The sequence below is a fragment of the Flavobacterium sp. genome, from assembly GCF_041392085.1.
Classification (GTDB): Bacteria; Bacteroidota; Bacteroidia; order Flavobacteriales; family Flavobacteriaceae; genus Flavobacterium.
The window spans coordinates 66,135-86,928 of the sequence record NZ_JAWKMW010000008.1 but is presented as its reverse complement, the minus strand read 5'-3'; the positions used below and the strand labels follow the sequence as shown (position 1 = coordinate 86,928).

General features: G+C 36.4%; 8 protein-coding genes. 7 read left to right on the top strand and 1 reads right to left on the bottom strand.

Going from position 1 to position 20,794, the window contains the following annotated elements:
• Nucleotides 1-149 precede the first annotated feature (149 nt).
• Entirely contained in the window at nt 150-1,442 is a 1,293-nt protein-coding gene (gene eno / locus R2782_RS08010; protein WP_371267723.1) for a phosphopyruvate hydratase, read from the top strand.
• Between the two features lie 51 nt (nt 1,443-1,493).
• On the opposite strand, the gene R2782_RS08005 is transcribed toward eno, so the two are convergent.
• On the bottom strand, nt 1,494-2,285 hold the full coding sequence (locus tag R2782_RS08005) for a helix-turn-helix domain-containing protein (RefSeq protein WP_371267722.1): 792 nt from the start codon (nt 2,283-2,285) through the stop codon (nt 1,494-1,496).
• A gap of 414 nt (nt 2,286-2,699) precedes the next feature.
• Between R2782_RS08005 and R2782_RS08000 the strand changes: the two genes are divergently transcribed.
• The 6 genes from R2782_RS08000 (at nt 2,700) to R2782_RS07975 (ending at nt 20,357) form a co-directional block, all read left to right on the top strand.
• A complete protein-coding gene (locus R2782_RS08000; protein WP_371267721.1) occupies nt 2,700-5,411 on the top strand; it encodes a T9SS sorting signal type C domain-containing protein in 2,712 nt (903 codons plus the stop codon).
• Nucleotides 5,412-5,652: 241 nt separating this feature from the next.
• Complete coding sequence (locus R2782_RS07995; RefSeq protein ID WP_371267720.1) at nt 5,653-5,895, top strand: hypothetical protein; 243 nt, start codon at nt 5,653-5,655, stop codon at nt 5,893-5,895.
• An 86-nt stretch (nt 5,896-5,981) separates the two neighbouring features.
• Entirely contained in the window at nt 5,982-9,995 is a 4,014-nt protein-coding gene (locus R2782_RS07990) for a lamin tail domain-containing protein (RefSeq protein ID WP_371267719.1), read from the top strand.
• 206 nt (nt 9,996-10,201) lie between these two features.
• The gene (locus R2782_RS07985; protein WP_371267718.1) at nt 10,202-13,489 is read left to right on the top strand and encodes a hypothetical protein; all 3,288 of its coding nucleotides are present in this window, start codon (nt 10,202-10,204) and stop codon (nt 13,487-13,489) included.
• 275 nt (nt 13,490-13,764) lie between these two features.
• The gene (locus R2782_RS07980; protein WP_371267717.1) at nt 13,765-14,118 is read left to right on the top strand and encodes a hypothetical protein; all 354 of its coding nucleotides are present in this window, start codon (nt 13,765-13,767) and stop codon (nt 14,116-14,118) included.
• Between the two features lie 347 nt (nt 14,119-14,465).
• Entirely contained in the window at nt 14,466-20,357 is a 5,892-nt protein-coding gene (locus R2782_RS07975) for a fibronectin type III domain-containing protein (protein ID WP_371267716.1), read from the top strand.
• Nucleotides 20,358-20,794 lie beyond the last annotated feature (437 nt).

Below are 20,794 nucleotides of genomic sequence, written 5' to 3'. Positions count from 1 at the left end.
CTGACAGTTTTTTAATTGTCAGGCCTTTTTTTACACTAAAACGTTTGCGTTTATAACTTTCTAACAATATATAAGAATCCAAATTTAGAATCCTTAAATTTGTGTATCTTTCAAAAAAAGTAACTAAAAAATAATAAAAAAACAGTATTATGAGTATTATAATCAAAGTACATGCAAGACAAATTCTTGATTCGAGAGGAAACCCAACTGTTGAAGTAGATGTTATAACAGAAAATGGTATTTTAGGAAGGGCTGCAGTACCATCAGGAGCTTCTACTGGAGAGCATGAAGCTGTAGAATTACGTGATGGTGGGAAAGCCTATATGGGAAAAGGAGTTTTAAAAGCCGTTGACAATGTTAATACCATTATCGCAGAAGAAATTGTAGGAATGTCAGTTTTCGAACAAAATCTAATTGACCACACAATGATAGAGTTAGACGGAACTCCGAATAAATCTAATTTAGGGGCAAACGCTATTTTGGGTGTTTCTTTAGCAGTAGCTAAGGCAGCTGCCAATGAATTAGGAATGCCATTATACCGCTATGTGGGTGGAGTTTCTGCTAATACCTTGCCGGTTCCAATGATGAACATTATCAATGGTGGTTCACATTCAGACGCTCCGATTGCTTTTCAAGAATTCATGATTATGCCTGTAAAAGCTAAGAGTTTTACCCATGCTATGCAGATGGGAACCGAAATTTTTCATAATTTAAAAAAAGTATTACATGATCGACATTTATCTACAGCAGTTGGTGACGAAGGAGGTTTTGCTCCTAACCTTGCCGGTGGAACAGAAGATGCTTTAGATTCGATTAAATTAGCCGTTGAAAATGCCGGTTATACTTTTGGTGAAGATATTATGATTGCCTTAGATTGTGCTGCTTCTGAGTTTTATGTAAACGGAAAATATGATTACAAGAAGTTTGAAGGCGAAACAGGAAAAATAAGAACTTCTGCTGAGCAAGCTGAATATTTGGCAGAATTAGCCGCTAAATACCCAATTGTTTCTATTGAAGACGGAATGTATGAAGATGACTGGGATGGTTGGAAATATTTGACAGATTTAATTGGGGATAAGGTTCAATTGGTTGGGGATGATTTGTTCGTGACCAATGTACAACGTTTATCAACCGGAATTCAAAAAGGTATTGCTAATTCAATTTTAGTAAAAGTGAACCAAATCGGTACGTTAACTGAAACAATTGCTGCGGTAAATATGGCTCATAATGCTGGGTATACTTCTGTGATGTCACACCGTTCTGGAGAAACTGAAGACAACACTATTGCCGATTTAGCAGTGGCATTAAATTGTGGTCAAATCAAAACCGGTTCGGCGTCACGTTCTGATCGTATGGCAAAATACAATCAATTGCTTCGCATTGAAGAAGAATTAGGAAATGTGGCTTACTTTCCTGGAAAGAACGCTTTCAAACAAAAATAATATTTCGATTAGATGTAAAAGCCCGGAAATTCCGGGCTTTTTTTGTGACTACTATTTTGTGATTTCTTCTTTAATTTTATAAAGCAAAATAATCTGTAAAATCGTCAATGGAATGAGTAAGAAAACACCAATTAGGAATAGAAACACAACAATAAAAGTTGCTCCGGTTATAATTAAAATTATTCCGGTTAACGTTGGTAAATTTTTATCTAAATGAGATTTTAATCGTAAAACGCCAATCCCATTTAACACATAAGCACATCCAAAAATGATGGATAAAACCACCAGAAAATATTCTTCAGAATCGAGCGGATTATACCAAGTAAAAATATCAAAAACATAACCTATACCAAAAGTAAAAATGGCAACGATGGAACTAATTCGTAATAAATAATTTGAAAAAATAGTTCCACTTACCACAAATCCGGTGTATAAAAACACCATACTAACCAATGAAATCAGTTTTACGGAAATATAAATCGAAGTTGATGTGTTCACGGTTTTGAAATCTTCAATGTCAAGGTCAAAATAAACTTCCACAAAACCGATAAAAAAGTAAATTATTCCGGCAATAATTGCTAAATTCAGAGCTAAAACTTGATTTTTGGAAACACTCCAATTCCTTTTTTCTTCATTTGGAAATAATGATTTTAAGTTTTCCAAATTATAATCTAATGCAGCCAAAATGGTTTTAATGGTAAAACTTCTTGGTGTTACTTCTCCTGCTTCAATGCGTTGAATGGTTCGCACACTGATGTTGCATTTGTCCACTAATTCTTCTTGCGTAAGTCCTTTTTCGTTGCGTAAGTTGGTGATGATCTTACCTAGTTCCGGTTGTTTCATGATGTGATGATTTAATTTTAGGCAATACTACAACCCTTCTCTTTTTGTTCCAATAATTTGGGTGGGAATTGACCCGACATTTACCCGACACTTCTCAAAACCCTTCATTAGTTACAGTTTTATAAAATAAATGCGATGACAAATTTTAATCCTATCAAGTAGCAAATTTAAAATTTGTGTCTATTAATTTAATCGATTAGATAATTTATCAAGTCAAAAATTACGAATATCCTTTATCAAATTTTATCAATTTACAGATATATAGGTAAAAACACTCAAAAAACGTAATTTTATTAACACTAAAACGTTGTAGTTGATGTTAATTTATTGTAAATAAATTATTTATTGTATTTTTGTACTAATTTATTTCTAAATTTAACACCAAACAAACAAATTAACCAAAAACTACTTAAAATGCGATTAAAACTTTACTCGTTAGTAATCACTTTGTATTCTGTTTTCTCATACGGACAGTTTTTTTCTTCACCACCTTCAATAGATGGTTCAATTGACACGGGTTATGCATCCGGTACTAATGGTTGGGCAATGGGTTGGGATGATACTTATTTGTATCTCCGCAAATCAACTACCGGAGATGAACCTGTTGTTATTTATTTTGATATAAACCCAATTGTTCCGGTTTCGGGCGGAAGTAATTCTAACGGGAACTTAACAGGAATCACACATTGGGGAATTACGCCTGTACTTCCTTTTAGAGCAGATTTTAATATCTATTGGGTGAATTCCTATTTACAATATCAAACCGCTAATGGATCTGGTGGTTGGAATACATTTATTGCTGTGGGAGGTTCAGAAAGAACTAACGACGCTAGTGGAAACAAAGAATGTAGAATTCCTTGGTCTGCGTTAACCGGTTCAGGGAGACCTACTGCTTTTAATTGGTTAGGCTACTGTAACAGTCGGGTTAATCCAGGTAGTATTTATCATCAATTGCCAGATGCTTCTCTAAACCCAAGTGGAGCAATTGCTAGTCCAAGATTCCATGGTTATTATTCAATTGTAAATACAACAAATTCTGGAACAACAAATCCTTTTGATGCCAATCATGTTTCTTTTGAAACAAGAGCTGGATATACTTTTGGTTCTTCACAACCAGCAACAGTTTGGGATATGACAATTAATGTTCCTTCGGGAACCCAAGACCTTGTGATTGGTAGAAATATTGATGTCAGAAATCGTTTAGACATTGCTTCTCCTTTTTCACGTTTTCGTGCAATCGGCGGAAATAGAACAATTACAATGAGTGGAAGCAATGGTTCTGTTAGAAGTAGTGGAACCATGTTTGGTGAATATAGTGGAAATACAACTAGTTTAGTCGTAAGTGGAAATGTAGAACTTTTTTCTTCCGGTAATTTTATTGATTTTAGAAATTTCACCATCAATTCAGGTGCAGTTTTAACGGCTAATAATGTGCAAATGAGTTCTAATAGTGGAACAGGAAGTTTTACTATAAACGGAACTTTAAAAACAACCCGTTCAAATGGATTGTTTGGTGCAAACGATTTTACAATTCGCAGTAATAATTTAAATCTAACTTTAGGAGCAAATTCTACTATTGAATACAATGCATTAAGCAATCAGACTATTACAACACATTCGTATGCCAATTTGGTTCTTTCCGGAAGCGGAACAAAAACTTTGGCAAATGATACAACAATTGCAAAAGATTTAACAGTAAGTAGCGGTTGTCAATTGGTGGTGAATGCAGGACAAAATCTAACAGTTACAGAAGATTTAATTGCAAATGATAATGTAACTATTCAAAACAACGCCAATCTTATCCAAGCCGGAACCTCAAATAATAATTCTGGAGCAATTACTGTTCAAAGAAATTCGGCTTCAATAATGCGATTAGATTATGCATTATGGTCTTCTCCGGTGGCAGACCAAAATTTATTAGATTTCTCACCAAATACTTTGACAAATCGTTTTTACATTTATAATCCTACAACAAATCTATACAATGCAATTGCACCGTTGACCAATGATTTTGAGGCAGCTACCGGTTATTTGATTCGTATGCCAGATGATCATCCAACAACACCAACGGTATGGAGCGGTGCTTTTAATGGAGTGCCTAACAACGGTGATGTTACTGTATCTGTTGCAAATGATACTTATAACGCAGTAGGAAATCCATATCCATCAACAATCGATGCTGATGATTTTATCACTACAAACGGAATTACAGAAGCGTTGTATTTTTGGAGAAAAACGAATAATGCTGCGGCTTCGTCCTATGCAACCTATACTTTAGCCGGTGGTGTTGGGACAGGTTCTAATTCGGGCGATCCACTTGGTTTAGTACCCAATGGAGTGATACAAGTAGGTCAAGGATTTATCGTTAAATCTACCTCAACGTCGGTTAATTTTGATAATTCCATGCGAATTGGTGACAACAACAACCAATTTTTTAGAAGTTCATCAGATATAGAGAATAATCGCTTGCGAATAACAGCAACCGGTGAGAATGGTTTTTACAGTCAAATTTTAGTCAATTACCGTTCTGAGGCTACCGATTATTTTGATTCAGCATTAGATGGTCGATACATTAATGATAGTGAAAATGCTTTCTATACGATATTAGATCAAGAGCCTTTTACTATTCAGGCAAGATCGTTACCATTTGTAAATACAGATGTAGTGCAATTGGGTTTCAAGACAACTACAGCAGGAGCATTCACTATTGTTTTAAATGAAAAAGATGGTGTTTTTAACGATAATTCTGCCATCTTTATCAAAGATAATTTATTGGGAATTTGGCATAATATTACAGAATCACCGTATGAATTTGTAAGTGAAACAGGCGTTTTTTCTGAACGATTTGAACTAGTTTATCAAGAAGCTTTGTCTGTGAGTGAGCCGATAATTAACGCCAATCATTTTATTGTTGTTAATCAAAATAATGATTTAAATATTCGCTCAATTCAAGAGGAAATAGCAACAGTATATGTTTACGATTTAAGTGGAAGATTAATAGCTTCATCCCTTAATAATGCTACAACCAATCTTACAATTCCAATGGGAGCAACCCAATCACAAATGCTTTTAGTGCAAATAATCGCACAAAATGGAACAACGGTATCCAAAAAAATAATATACTAAAATAAACATTAACTAAATGAAAACCTCCTTTAAATTAAGGAGGTTTTTTGCTTAGTTATTTTTCATTACAAAGAATTAACTATTTCATAATCAGAAATTTTAGTAAATCGGTAAAGTGTAACATTTTAACGTTATATTTGCACCCGATTTAACAAATTTGGTTGTTACTTTTTTAAAACTAAAATTTTTTTTTATGAATTTAAATTTACTTAAAACTTACTTGAGATTTTTAACTATAATTATGCTTTTATTTGGGCAACAAGTAATTGGACAAGTTAATATGTCTACTACGGGAAGCCATTCTCAGGATTTTAATACTTTAGCCTCCACTGGAACTTCAAATACATGGACTAATAACAGTGCAATTCCAAATTGGTATTCTCAAAGAACCGGTTCAGGAACAACATATGCAGCAGGTACCGGAACATCAAATGGGGTAATCTTTACAGTTTTGGTACAACATCATCTTCTGATAGAGCTTTAGGAACTGTTGGTTCTGGTAATGCAGCAGCAGGGAGTTTTGCTCACGGAGTTCTTTTAAGAAATATTTCAGGTGCTACATTAACAGATTTGAAAATAACTTATACCTTAGAACAATGGCGAAAAGAAAATAATGCAACCGCACACGTCATAACTTTTTGGTATAAAATAAGTTCTTCTACAATAACTAATTTAAATCCAAATAGTAATGGAACATGGACACAAGTAACAGCTTTATCAACTACAAGTCCTATAGCTTCTGCAACAGCAGCAACGGCTTTAGATGGAAATTTAATTACTAATAAAGTTACACTTTTTAATATATCAATACCAAGTTTATCTCTAGCGAATAATGAGTATATTATGCTGAAGTGGGAAGATCCTGATCATACTGGTGCTGACCATGGTTTAGCTATTGATGATGTAACAATAAATTGGACTGTTGCCCCTGCAGGTCCAACCGTAACCACAACTTCCAATAGTGGTTTAGAAGGTACTGTTGATGCTTTCTTAACGGGAACAATTAATGCTAATGGAACAACAACCAATGCCAGTTTTGAATACGGAACTACTGTTGCTTATGGAAGTACCGCTACAGCTACACCGAGTCCTGTAACAGGAACAACAACAACTGACATCGATGCTTATGTTAGTTCATTAGCTTTGAATACATTGTATCATTATAGAGCAGTAGGTTCAGTAAGTGCTGTACCAACTTATGGCAGTGATTTAACCTTTTATACCTTAGCGGCAACTCCGGGAGTAGTAGTGGTTAATAATCCATTGCAAACAACCTTAGATGTTACTGTAAATACAACTACAGAAAATGGAAATCCTGCTACAACTGAATATGTTATTCAAGAAACAGGAGGTCAATATGTACAAGCAGATGGAACATTAGGAGCAACAGCTATTTGGCAAACCACCTCCGATTGGGCAACAACAACTGTAACCGGTTTAACAACTGCTACCAACTATACTTTTCAAGTAAAAGCAAGAAATGGGGCCAATGTAGAAACTGCTTTTGGCGGTTCTGCGTCTGAAACAACCTTGGCTGCTCAATTGGTAGATTATGCTGTAGTGCAGTTTCCAAATACAACGCAAACAATTTTAGAAGGTGGAAGTTTAACGGTTTATATCCGTGCTTACGAACCTGGATTAACCACATTGTCAGGTGAACAAGCTAACCTGTTTGGTTGGGTGGGTTATTCTTCAACAAATGATGATCCTTCCAACATAGGTTGGACTTGGGTTCCGGCTGCTTTTAATGCAGAATATGGTAATGATGATGAATACCAAGCTACGTTGAGTGGCTTACCAATCGGGACGTATTATTATGCTGCTCGTTTTCAAATAGGAACCGGACCTTTTGTTTATGGAGGATCTTCCGGTGTATGGAATAACAACAATATTACCTTAAATGTAAATGCAGATGTTGTTGATTTCGCTAATATTCAGTTTCCAGCTACGGCTACTATCACCGAAGGTGAAACAGAAACAATTTATGCACAGGTGTATGAGCCTGGAGTGACTGAAGGAGCTGGGCAAGGAGCAAATATAACAGTAGAGATTGGTTATTCTACTACTAACACAACTCCGGACGGAACTTGGACTTGGTTATCAACAACCTATAACACCGATTCAGGAAATAATGATGAATACCAAGTAAATTTAGGTACAGGTTTAACACCCGGAACGTATTATTACGCTTCTCGTTTTATCAAAACAGGAAGTGGTACATATGTTTATGGTGGAACAAGTGGTGTTTGGAATAATGACAATGGAGTTTTAACGGTTGAAGCTCTAGGTACTCCCGTGGCTACGGCAGGAACCTTAATTGGACAAACGGTATTTACTGCTAATTGGAATTCAGTAGCAGCAGCAACAAGTTATGAAATTGATGTCTATGAGCAAGAAACAATAGTGGCAACTGATTTATTTATTTCAGAATATGTTGAGGGAAGTTCTAACAATAAGTACATTGAAATTTATAATGGAACTGGAGCAAACGTTGATTTGGCAGATTATGATTTGGCTATTTATTCCAACGGGAACACTTTTACAGGGGGAACATTAGCATTATCGGGATCATTAGCTAACGGTTCTACTTTTGTCATAAGAAATAGCTCTGCTACTGTTTGGGGTGGAACTTCTGATATCAGTACTGCTGTGGCAGTAATGACTTTTAATGGAAATGATGTTATCGCTTTACGTTATTTAGGAACAAATATTGACGTTGTGGGAACAATTGGGAGTAGTGCAAATTTTGCAATTAATACGACTTTAACCAGAAATTCATCAATAATTTCTCCGACAACAACTTATGATGCGGGACAATGGACTAGTTCGGCTGAAGATACCGTTACCAATCTAGGTACACATACTTTTGACGGTGGCGTATCCTCAACGTATGTTTTACAAAATGAAAATGTAAATAATGTGACCTCATACGAGGTAACCGGTTTAAATCCTGAAACAACTTACTACTATGTAGTTCGTGCTGTACTAGGAACTGTTACCTCAGGAAACAGTAATGAAATTGAAGTAACAACCAAGCCATCTGTGGTGACATGGAACGGAACGGAATGGTCAAACATTGACGGTCCGGATGCAACAATTGATGCTATTATTGATGGAGTTTTTGAAACAGCTACTGATGGTGAGTTTATCGCAAAGAAACTCAACGTAGTATCAGGTTCATTAACGGTTAGTTCGGGTACGACTATTACTGTTGAAGATATTTTTGAAAATGAATTAACAGCAGCAGAGGTAGTTGTTGAAAATAATGCCAACTTAATTCAATCTAATGATGTGAACAATATTGGTTCTATTACCGTTCAAAGAAATAGTGCTGAAATTATGCGTTTGGATTACACATTGTGGTCTTCGCCTGTTGTTGGGCAAAACCTATTGGATTTTTCACCGGCAACATTGGCTAATCGTTTTTATGTATACAATCCATCTAATAATCAATACACAACAATAGCTCCTGCAGCCAATAATTTTGCGGAGGGTACAGGCTATTTAATTCGTGCTGCGGATAATCATCCAACTACTCCAACAACTTGGACTGGGACGTTTGTGGGTGAACCACACAACGGTGATGTAACGGTAACAGTGGATACAAATACCTATAATGCGGTAGGTAATCCTTACCCATCTACGATTAGTGCAGATGACTTTATCAACGAGAATGGTTTGACAGAAGCTTTATACTTTTGGCGAAAAATAAACGGAGCAACCGGTTCGGCATACGCAACGTATACTTTAGCCGGAGGAGCAGGAACAGGATCTAGTAGTAGTAACGCTGAAGTACCCAATGGAATTATTCAAGTAGGTCAAGGGTTTATCGCTCGTTCTACGTCAACTTCTTTAGTGTTTACTAATGAAATGAGAATAGCTAACCAAGATAATCAATTTTTTAGAAATGTTGATGAAAACAGAAGTAGAATTTGGTTGAATATAAGTAATGAACAAAATGTGTTAGGTCAAACCATGATTGCTTATTTAGAAAATTCCTCTGTTAATTTTGATGCAATGTATGATGGAAAGTACATTAACGATAGCCAAACCGCCTTAACATCGTTGATTGGCACAGAAGAATATGCTGTACAAGCTAGAGGCACTTATTCTGCTTTGGATATCGTACCATTAAGCTTTAAAACGGAAACAGCCGGAACGTATTCCATTTCATTAGCTAATCTTGATGGTTTGTTTACAACGGATGAAGAAATTTTTGTAAAAGATAATCTAGTTGGAATTGAGCATAACTTAAGAGATTCAGCTTATCAGTTTACTGCTGAATCAGGCGTCTTTGCCAATCGTTTCGAAGTAATTTATCAGTCAACCTTAAGTGTGGTTACTCCTGATTTAGCCAATCAAACTATCGTATTTGTTAAAGATAATGTGTTGAATGTTCAAGCCGGTTCAGCTATTATAAACAATATTCAAGTGTTTGATGTACAAGGAAGACTTGTTTACGAGTCTAAAGATATAGATGCTTCAACATTCACAACCGCGTTACACAAAGTAAGTAATGGTATTCTTTTAGTAAAAATAACAACAGAAGATGGTATCACATCAACCAAGAAGGTCAATAAATAAGTAACTGTAAACAATTAGTAAAAACCTCCATACAGGAGGTTTTTTTGTTTTCTTTTTTAAGAAAATATGTATTGCTTGTCAAAGTTTTGTAATAATATTTTTAAAATTTTAACATTCATCGATTATTTGTTCACTTGAACGAGAAAGGTTTCTGTTTTGAAGAATGACTTATACCTTCGTGGCTAAATTCAACTAAAAATTTTATTATGAATAAATTTTTACTATCAATTTATTTTTTCTTGTTATTTGGTTATGCCGTAATAGCTCAAAATGCTTCTAGCTATACTTTTACGGCAACTACTGCAACCTATACAAATTTGTCAAGCACTTCAAATGTGGGTGGATTAGGGAATACTTCAGACGATGTATTGTCAAATACAACCAGTATCGGTTTTACTTTCAATTTTGCTGGAACAAATTACACACAATTTAAAGTAAGCAGTAATGGCTTTATTACTTTTAATACGAGTTCAACGGATCCTTTTTATGAAAATTCTCAAGTTAATGCAGGTACTAATAAACCTGTATTAATGCCTTTGTGGGACGATTTGCAAAGTACAACAAGAGTCCGATATAGATTGGAAGGCAGTACTCCCGATCGTATTATGAAAATTGAGTTTAGAGGAAACGAATGGAATTATCAATCCGGTGCTGATGCCATAAAATTTCAAGTTTGGTTATATGAAGGCTCTAACCGAATTGAGTTTCGTTACCAACGTAGTGCAGACCCTGTAAATAACCCAAGTGCGACCATTGGTATTTATGATGCCAATGATACTTATTTAACGTTGGACAGTGCAGGAGCGAGTCCTACTGCTAGTTCATCCACTTTTACAACAACTATTGATGCTAAACCGGCTAATAATCAAGTATATCGTTTTGATCCACCAACTGACCCGGTCATTACAGTTTCAGCCACAAGTCTTCCGTCTTTTGAAGCATGTAATTTAACCGTTTCAAGTAGTGAAACTTTTCAAGTATCAGGAATTTTATTAACCGATGATATATTAATTACTGCTCCAACCGGTTTTGAAGTATCAACGGATGATGTTTCTTTTTCTGATTCATTAGTATTAAGTCAATCAGGAGGAAACGTTACAACAACAACTATTTATACCAGAATGAAAGCATTATCAAGTAATCCTACTCCCGCTACGATTGATATCACAAGTACAGGAGCAACTACTAGAAATGTGAGTGTTTCCGGGGTATTGATTTCACCAACCGGTGTTTCAGCTGGTACAGATGTGTCTGTTTGTGCTTCTTCTCCTGTGGTTTTAGATGGTTCAGTTGATTATGATGCAGCAATACAAACGTTATCAACCATAGATGGCGATACCGGTTTTGCAACTATGACTACCAATGATACAAACAGATGGGGTATAAGTGCAACAACCAATGCCGGAGGTAGTGCCAATGAATTAAGAATGCAATATTTTACCGGAGGTGACCCTACGCTTGTTACAATTTGGGTTCAATCTCCTTTATTAGATGCAACTGACTTAACTAATCTATCAATGGATTTTAAACATAATTTAGATTGGTTTGCCGGAAATGCACCCCTTGCAATGCAAACTTCTCCTGATGGTACAACTTGGACCACACGTTGGAGTCAAACTGCCAGTGGGGATGTGGCAGCAACTACAGTTACAGTCGATTTATCTGCTGTAAATCAATCTGCTTTTTATTACCGTTTCTTATACGATGGAAATATCTATAATATTGATAATTGGTATATAGATGATATCGTAATTACCGGAAATTTTGTTGAACCCATCTATTCATGGACGTCAATTCCTTCCGGATTTACATCCACAGAGCAAGACCCAACGGTAAATCCTACAGTGACCACTACTTATATTCTAGAAGTGACATCAAATGGATGTACAGTTACTGATCAAGTGGTTGTGTCTGTTGAATCAACCACTTGGACTTCAGCAAGCGGTGGAAGCTGGGATAATGGAGTTCCAACTGCTACAACAGCGGCAATAATAGAATATGATTACACATCTGCAGGGGATTTAAACGCTTGTTCATTAACGGTAGCCAATAGTGCCAATGTAATTATTACAAATGGTGACACAGTACATTTAGTTGGAGATTTAACAGTTGAATCTGGAAGTAGCTTTACCCTGGAGAACAATGCAAATTTACTCCAAGATGGAACTACAAATACAAATAGTGGCGATATAACTGTAAAAAGAAATAGTTCTGCTTTAATTCGATTAGATTACACCTTGTGGAGTGCTCCGGTGGCCGGACAAAACTTATTGGATTTTTCACCCTTAACATTACCTAATCGTTTTTATACCTATTCAACTACAGCAAATCAATATGCAACCGTTACCCCGTCAACCACGGATTTTTCAACAGCAACAGGGTACTTAATAAGAATGCCAAATAATCATCCAACCTCTCCAACAGTTTGGGAAGGTGTTTTTTCAGGGGTACCAAACAATGGTAATTATACTTATACTATGGCAGATAATGGGGTAGGACAGCGTTTTAACGCAGTAGGTAACCCTTATCCTTCCCCAATAGACGCGGTAGCTTTTGTAAATAATGCAACCAATGTTGCGAATATTACAGGTACATTGTATTTCTGGAGAAAAACAAACAATGCCGCTAGCCCAAGTTATTGTTCGTGGACAACAGCCGGTTTTGTTTCGAATGACGAAGCACAAGTATTTGATCCAAATGATGTATTGCAAACAGCTCAAGGCTTTTTTGTTGAAGCTAGCGGAAGTGGCACAGCCTTAGAATTTACTAATTCGATGCGAATTAATGATCATGCGAATCAATTTTTTCGTTCTCAAGATACTGTAGAACGGAATAGAATATGGTTAAATGTAACCGGTATAGATGGACTTTTTTCACAAATGATGATTGGGTATGTTACCGATGCAACTCAAGGTGTAGATTATGCCATTGATGGAAAATATATTAATGACGGACCAATTGCTCTAACCTCACTTATTGATGACGAATCATTTGTTATCCAAGGGAGAAGTTTGCCTTTTGAAGTTACAGATACAGTTCCGTTACAATTTCAAACGTCTGCGGCCGGAAATTACACTATTGCTATTGATCATTTGGATGGATTGTTCACTGCGTCACAACCAATTTATTTGAGAGATATAGCATTAGGTATAGAACATAATTTATTAACTTCAGAATACAACTTTACATCAGAAGCCGGTATTTTTGCCAATCGTTTTGAAATTGTATACGAAAGTACCTTGTCAGTTTCAAATCCAATACTTGAAAACGCAGTTGTTGCATATTCTAAAAATAAAACAATTGAAATCAATTCCGGATCAGTTACAATGAATAGCGTAAAAGTATTCGATATGCGTGGACGTTTAGTCGCAGAGCAAAATGATGTTATGGCAACAACTATATCCATCCCATTAGAACGAGTAGCTAATCAAGTGTTAATTGTTCAATTGACTGCCGTTGACGGACAATCAATTTCCAAAAAAGTAGTTCACTAGTAAAAGTAACACTTTATAAAATGTAAAACCTCGAGCAATCGAGGTTTTTTTATGCTTAATCATCGTCAATTAGATGAAATACATGTTTTGTCGCCCAATGGAAAGTATTGTTGCGAAAGAGATTGTCGATGAAATGCACTTTTTTACCATTCATTTTCAATCGGTAGTCTTTTTGTCGAGTTTATCGACACGTCATCGAAAAAATAGGGTAGTAGGGGCTAACCAAGATACTTTTACATCAGAATTAAAAACAAAAACGAATTTTAATTACAGATATGAAAGCAATCAACACAAAATTCTTTATCACGTTAAGCTTAGTTATTTTTTCTGCTATTACTGAAGTGGCTGCTCAAACAACAGCAGTTAATGAAATAGTTTCAGAAGAGAATGCTCAAACGATGATTCAAGAAGCGAATGTTGAAATGAGTTCAATTGAAATATCAAATTGGTTTTCCGGAGCAAAACAAGATACAAAAGTATCTCCAAATAAAGAAGAGTCAACGACCATTAACCGCTCTGCCTTGGTTTCAAAAAAAGAACAATACCTTAAATCAGGAATGTCAACTAAAACAATCTTGATTCGTTCAATAATGAAAAAAGCAGACAGTTATGTAAACGCAACGGTTTAGTTTTTCGTCAAAAGAAACTAAACAATCAGTTACTAAAACCCTTCGGAACCCTTCTTTTAGAAGGGTTTTTGATTTAATAGTGACTAAAAATTAATTGAATTTTATAGCATTTTCATTTATAAGAAATATAAGATAATTATTTCGCACAATATGCATTTCGTCGATTATTTTTGACTTTAATCGATTTGTTAATTTTTTAAAATTAAAAACAGAACATGATGATTCAAAAGATGTATTTTTATAATGGATAAATCTGATTTTTAGATTTCTATAATCATTCCAAAAGCATCTCAAACAATATAAAATTAATATTTGCTTTAATGCCTTTTTAGGATTAATACAATACTATGAATTACACAAAAACGTTACCAATCAAAAGTATAGTTACTAATTTTTTTTCTAATCGAAAAGAAATTAGTCTCTTGGTTTTAATATTGTTTTTATCTAGTTGTATAACAGGTAGAGCACAAGTTACGGCATATACATTTTCTGAGGCAATTTCCGGTTATTCTACTATTTCCCCATCAGCTACGGAAGTCTATCCTGCAGGTTGGGACAACCACACTACAGGTGCAGCCACTTTAATAAACTTTGGATTTAATTTTGTTTTTGATGGTGTAACGCATACAGACTGTTATGTAAGTCCAAATGGGTATATTACATTTGGAACCACACAACCCGGGGCAACAACATACACCCCAATTAGTACCAATACCGCTCACGATGGAGTAATTAGTGGATTAGGAATTAATTTGATTGATAACACAGGTTCTTCGCCAATACGATATGAAATTCAAGGAGTAGCTCCTAATCGTTCTTTGGTTGTACAATGGCAAGATGCTGAGAGAGTTGTTGACCCAGGAGTTTTTAATTTTCAGATTAAAATTTTTGAAACTTCAAATCAAATACAAGTTTCTTATGGAAATTGCGTTCCGCTCGGTACAACTTCCCGCCCTGTTCAAGTTGGGCTTCGCGGACCAAATACAAGCTTCCCAAGCAATGGTAATGCAGGGAATATATTAAATAGATTAAAAACAACGAGTACACCTTGGTTTAATACAACACTTCCGGGAACAGGGGCAACCAGTAATGTAAGAACCATAGGTAATTCAGTAGCAATACCGCCATCTTTAGCATATCCGGATTTTGGGTTAACCTATACATGGACACCGCCAACTTCAAATTGCACAACACCTTCTGCTTCTGCTACTGGATTGGTGATAGGTGGTACCAATACAACATTTAATTCTTTTGTAGGAAATAGTTTTACACCTGCAGCACCATCTTCTACTCATTATTTGGTCTTAAGGAGTTTGGTCAATACGCCGCCGACTGCTGCAGAAATAAGTAATGGTGGCTATTGGGCTACAGGGAACACCGTTGCCGGAACCTACACCGTAGTGAGTAGTGCTACGGCAGCAACAACTACTTTTACTCAAACCGGATTAACAGCCGGAACAACTTATTATTATTGGGTGATTCCATACAATGATGGCTGTATAGGAGCTCCATTTTATAGACTGTCTAATATATTGACAGCCTCAGCGACTACTTGTACACCAACTGCAGTTGCTACAGCTGCTACAGCAATTAACGGAAATGGATTTACACTCAATTGGAATGATGTAACAATTGCTACCGATTACCGTATCGATATTTCTACCAACAGTTCGTTTACAAATATCTTACCTGGTTACAATGACCTTTCGGTAGGTTTGGTAAATAGTTTTACGGTTTCCGATTTAGATACAGCAACTAATTATTGGTACCGTGTACGAGCAATTGGACCCGGACCTTGTGCAAATAATAGTAATGTAATCAATGTAGGTTTGCTTCCTTGCGGATATTACAATATTCCTTATACCCAAAACTTCGACACCTCACCATTAGCAGGGTTAGCTCCTTGTTTTACTCGACAAAACGATAATGCAGACGTCATTCAATGGGGGGTACAAGGGGTAAGTTTTGCTTCTTCCCCAAGAGCAATGTATATTGCCAAAAACCCTACTGTTGACATGAATGATTGGTTTTTCATGCCGGGATTAAATTTAACAGGAGGTATATCCTATCGATTGTTTTTCAGATACAATACTGGAGCTGCAGGTACATTTTTTGAAAATTTAAGGGTGCGTTTAGGTAATTCGCAAGATGTTGCAGGGATGAATGTTACCTTGTTAGATTTACTCAATATCAACAATACGGCTTTTGAAGTTGCATCCGTTGATTTTACACCCGTAAGTAGTGGGGTGTACTATATCGGTTTCCATGGTTTCAGTATAGCTGATCAGAGTTTTATTGCCATAGATGATATTAGTGTCACTGTTTCACCAACGTGTTTTGAACCAACAGATGTGCAAGTTATCTCAGTAACCAATAATTCGGCAAATATTTCTTGGACAGCAGCTGTGCCTCCACCATCTAACGGCTACCAATATTATTATTCTACATCGCCAACTCCACCAACAACAGCAACAACACCTTCTGGTTCAGTTGGAGCAGGAGTAACTTCAACAACAATTTCGGGATTAACTGCCTCAACATTTTACTATCTTTGGGTAAGAGGTTTTTGTGGAGGAGTGGATAGAAGTGTGTGGAGTGAAGTGCAAACTTTCACCACAGAATGTAACACACCTTTAGTTACTTCATCTTCGGGAGCTTCTCGTTGTGGTGTGGGAACCTTAAATTTGTCAGCCACCCCCAATTCAGGTTCTTTTATAGAATGGTATGATGTACCTACTGGCGGAGTAAGTATTTTTACAGGAAATAATTTTACTACACCCTCTCTAGCTGCAACGACAGTATATTATGCTCAAGCTAAAGCATTTGGTGCAACTGCAAAAGCAGGGCCAACTTCTCCTGCAACACAAGGTGGAACAACAGAGAATTCTACTTTTCCAACAAGCATGAGCTTTGATGTTTTAACAGGTACAACCATTCAAGCGGTTGATATATTTCCATTGGCATCAGGTCAATCTGGTGAAATTGTGTTGAGAAACTCTTTTAATGTTACAATAGCTACTTTCCCTTTTACAACTTCTGTAACCGGAGGAAATACTCCTCAAACCATAGCATTAAACTATCCGCTTCCTGTTGGAACGTATAATCTTTACGTTAGTGCTATGCCAACCTCAGGATTACGAAGCAATTCATCAGGGGCGTCATATCCTTATGTGTCCAGTGTTGCTCAAATTACGGGTAATCCTCTGGATAATACGTTTTATTATTTTTTCTATAATTGGCGTTTTACAACAGAATGTGTTTCAACCAGAATTGCAGTTAATGCTACAGTGGCCTCACCCCCTGCTTTTTCATTGAGTAGTAGTGCAGAAGTAATTTGTAATGGGGAAACCACACCACTTGTAACAGTGTCAGGGGCAGGTTCTTATAACACATTTACTTGGTCGCCAAACGTGGGAGTTTCCGGTTCCGTTGGAGCTGGTTTTGAATTTAATCCTACCACAACTACTACATATACTTTAACGGCGGCTCAAACATCAGGGGCTTTTTGTACAAACGTGGCCACTATAACCGTAACAGTAAATCCGTTACCGCCGGCAATTGCTATCATACCGGCTAACGCAACTATTTGTGAAAATGACATTCAACCATTATCTGCCTCTGTCGGTTCAACTACAGCGACAGTGGTGTATTCAGAAGATTTTAACAGTGGTGCTACGGGTTGGGTTGCTGCAAATACATCTGTTGCGGGAGATGTTATGGCTTCACAATGGACATTGCGGACAAGTCCGTATAATTACGGAAGTCCAACTTGGACCAACACATTTTCGAGTAATGACGCTTCCACTTTTTTCTTGACAAACTCTGATTCGCAAGGTGAAACGACCGTGACCAGAACTACGTTAACTTCCCCTCCGATAGACTTAAGTGTTTATGTATCTGCTTCGGTTTCTTTTTGGCATTGGCTGCGATACGTTTCCGGTGATGTGGCTCAAGTGTTAGTATCTACTGACGGAACCAATTGGACTGTTTTGGAAACCTTTTTGTCTTCGCAACGGGCCGGAAGCAATTGGGTGCAACATACAATCAATTTGGATGCTTACATAGGTAATCCCAATGTTCAAATTCGTTTTAATTTTGAATCCAATTGGGGTTGGGCTTGGGGTGTAGATAATTTTGAAGTTTCTGCAGCCATTTCACTCGAAGTGTTATGGTCTCCTGATACTGAATTGTTTACGGATGCCGCGGCGACTACTCCTTACGTTGCCGGAACACCGGTTGGAATCGTATATGCTCAACCCACTTCAACCCGAACGTATACAGCTACCGCTTTGGGAACAAACGGTTGTAGCACAACAGAAGATATTCTGATTACGGTTGACCCAACTCCTATTGGGGGAACATTATCCGGAAGTCAGGTTTTATGCTCAGATACAACACCAACAGCAATTACACTTTCCGGGTATGCCGGAACAATTATTCGTTGGGAGTCTGCCGATGATGCAGCTTTTACGGTTAATGTTAATACAATTGCCAACACCACCGATACACTCACTCCGGCACAAATGGGAGCCATAACCAATGTCAAATATTTTAGAGCTGTAATTCAAAGCGGAGTTTGTCCGTTGGCTTATTCGGTTGTAGAAAGTGTTGCTTTTCCAACAACAGTTTGGAATGGAACAGCTTGGAGTAATGGTTTACCTGATAACACAAAACGTGTCGTTTTTGCCGGAAATTATACTTCTTCCGGAGATATCCAAGCATGCTCAATTGAAGTGCAGTCCGGAACAGTTACCGTTCAAGCAAATCATAATTTTATTGTAAATAATCAAATTGATGTAACAGGGCCTCCTGCTACAACGTCGATTATTTTCGAAAACAATGCCAGTTTAATTCAAATTAATGATGTGGCTAATTCAGGTCCAATTACTTACCGAAGAAACTCTACACCTATGGTAACGTATGATTATACATATTGGTCTTCTCCGGTGGCAAATCAAACCTTTGGTTCTTTTTCTCCAAATACCAATGCACTTCGTTTTTATTTATGGAATACAGCAATTTACAATTGGTCAAATGTCTCAACAGCTTCTACCTTTACAGCCGGTATCGGATATATTATTCGTGCTCCGGGAATTTTACCCTTTAATGCAGTTACACCAACAATTTATAACGGTCAGTTTGTTGGAGTGCCTCACAATGGAGATATCACTGTGCCGATTGTTGTTAGTGGTTTAAACGATAGAAACCTGTTAGGAAATCCTTATCCAAGTGCCATTAGTGCCGATGATTTTATGGACGATCCATCCAATGCAGGTGTAGTTGGCGGAACAATTTATTTTTGGACACACAATACACCAATAACAAATTATCAATACACATCCAACGATTATGCAATTTACAATTATACCGGTGGAGTAGGTACACAATCGGCCACTAATTCGGGTATTAACATGACAGTTCCTGATGGAACCATTGCAGCCGGACAAGGATTTTTTATGAAATGTGCAGGAACCGGAACCGCAACGTTTAAAAATTCGATGCGTTTGTTAGGTAATAATACACAGTTTTTCAGAATGAGTGGAGTGCCGCTAACGCAAGTCACTGAAAATAAAAGCAGACTTTGGCTCGAACTTTCTAATACTGAGGGAGGATTTAAACAACTGTTAGTGGGTTATGTGCCCGGTGCTACCAATGAATTGGATACAAAATTCGATGGAGAAGTAACCGAGGCCGGAAATCCGGTAAGTTTTTATTCTGTTTTAAACGATAAAAAATTATCCATACAAGGTAGAGCACTTCCTTTTGTAAATAGCGATTTAATTCCTTTGGGGTACAATGCTCCTTCTCAAGATATGTACACCGTGCAATTGGCTATGTTTGATGGCTTTTTTGAGGAGCAAAATGTATATTTAGAAGATAAATTACTCAACATCATTCATGACTTAAAAAGTGAGCCGTATGCTTTTTATTCAGAGCCCGGTGTATTTGAAAGTCGTTTTATTCTTCGCTTTACCAATGAAACATTGGGTGTAAATCCATTTACTGTGAACGATGTTGTGGTATTTAAAAAAGAGCAACAAGTTACGGTGTTGGCCTCTACCAATATGATTTTAAATAAAGTTACACTTTTTGATATGCGTGGCAGACAAATTGCTTCGAAAGAAAATATTCAAAGTAATACGACTACTTTTGATAATCTGTTGATAGCCAATCAGGTTTTATTAGTACAAATTACCGATGTATTAGGCAATTCAATCACTAAGAAAATAGTATTCTAACCGAATCTTTACATTATGATAAGCCCTTAGTCATTGCTAAGGGCTTTTTTTTGCTTTTTACCGAAAAAAAATAACTGTTACTCGAGTTAAATTCAACTAATCGATTTTTATCGCCATTCATCGAATATGTCAGATGGCATTAAAATTTATTTTTAGTTTTACCGTATTGTAAAATAGGATGGATTATATCGATTGTTATTTAACAAAAGAATTTCATTGTGTTAATAATTTATACATTTTTAATGGGTATTATCCGCGAAAAAATGTATTTTTGTTGAAAGTAATGCAAGATAAGATGGATATATGAGGCTGATTAATAACAATTTATTGTTTTTTAATCAGAAAAGTAAGTTACATCTCTGATTTATTTGTATTTTATCGATGATTAATGAGTTTAATCGATTTGTTAATCATTGGATGATTTAAGTAAGATACAG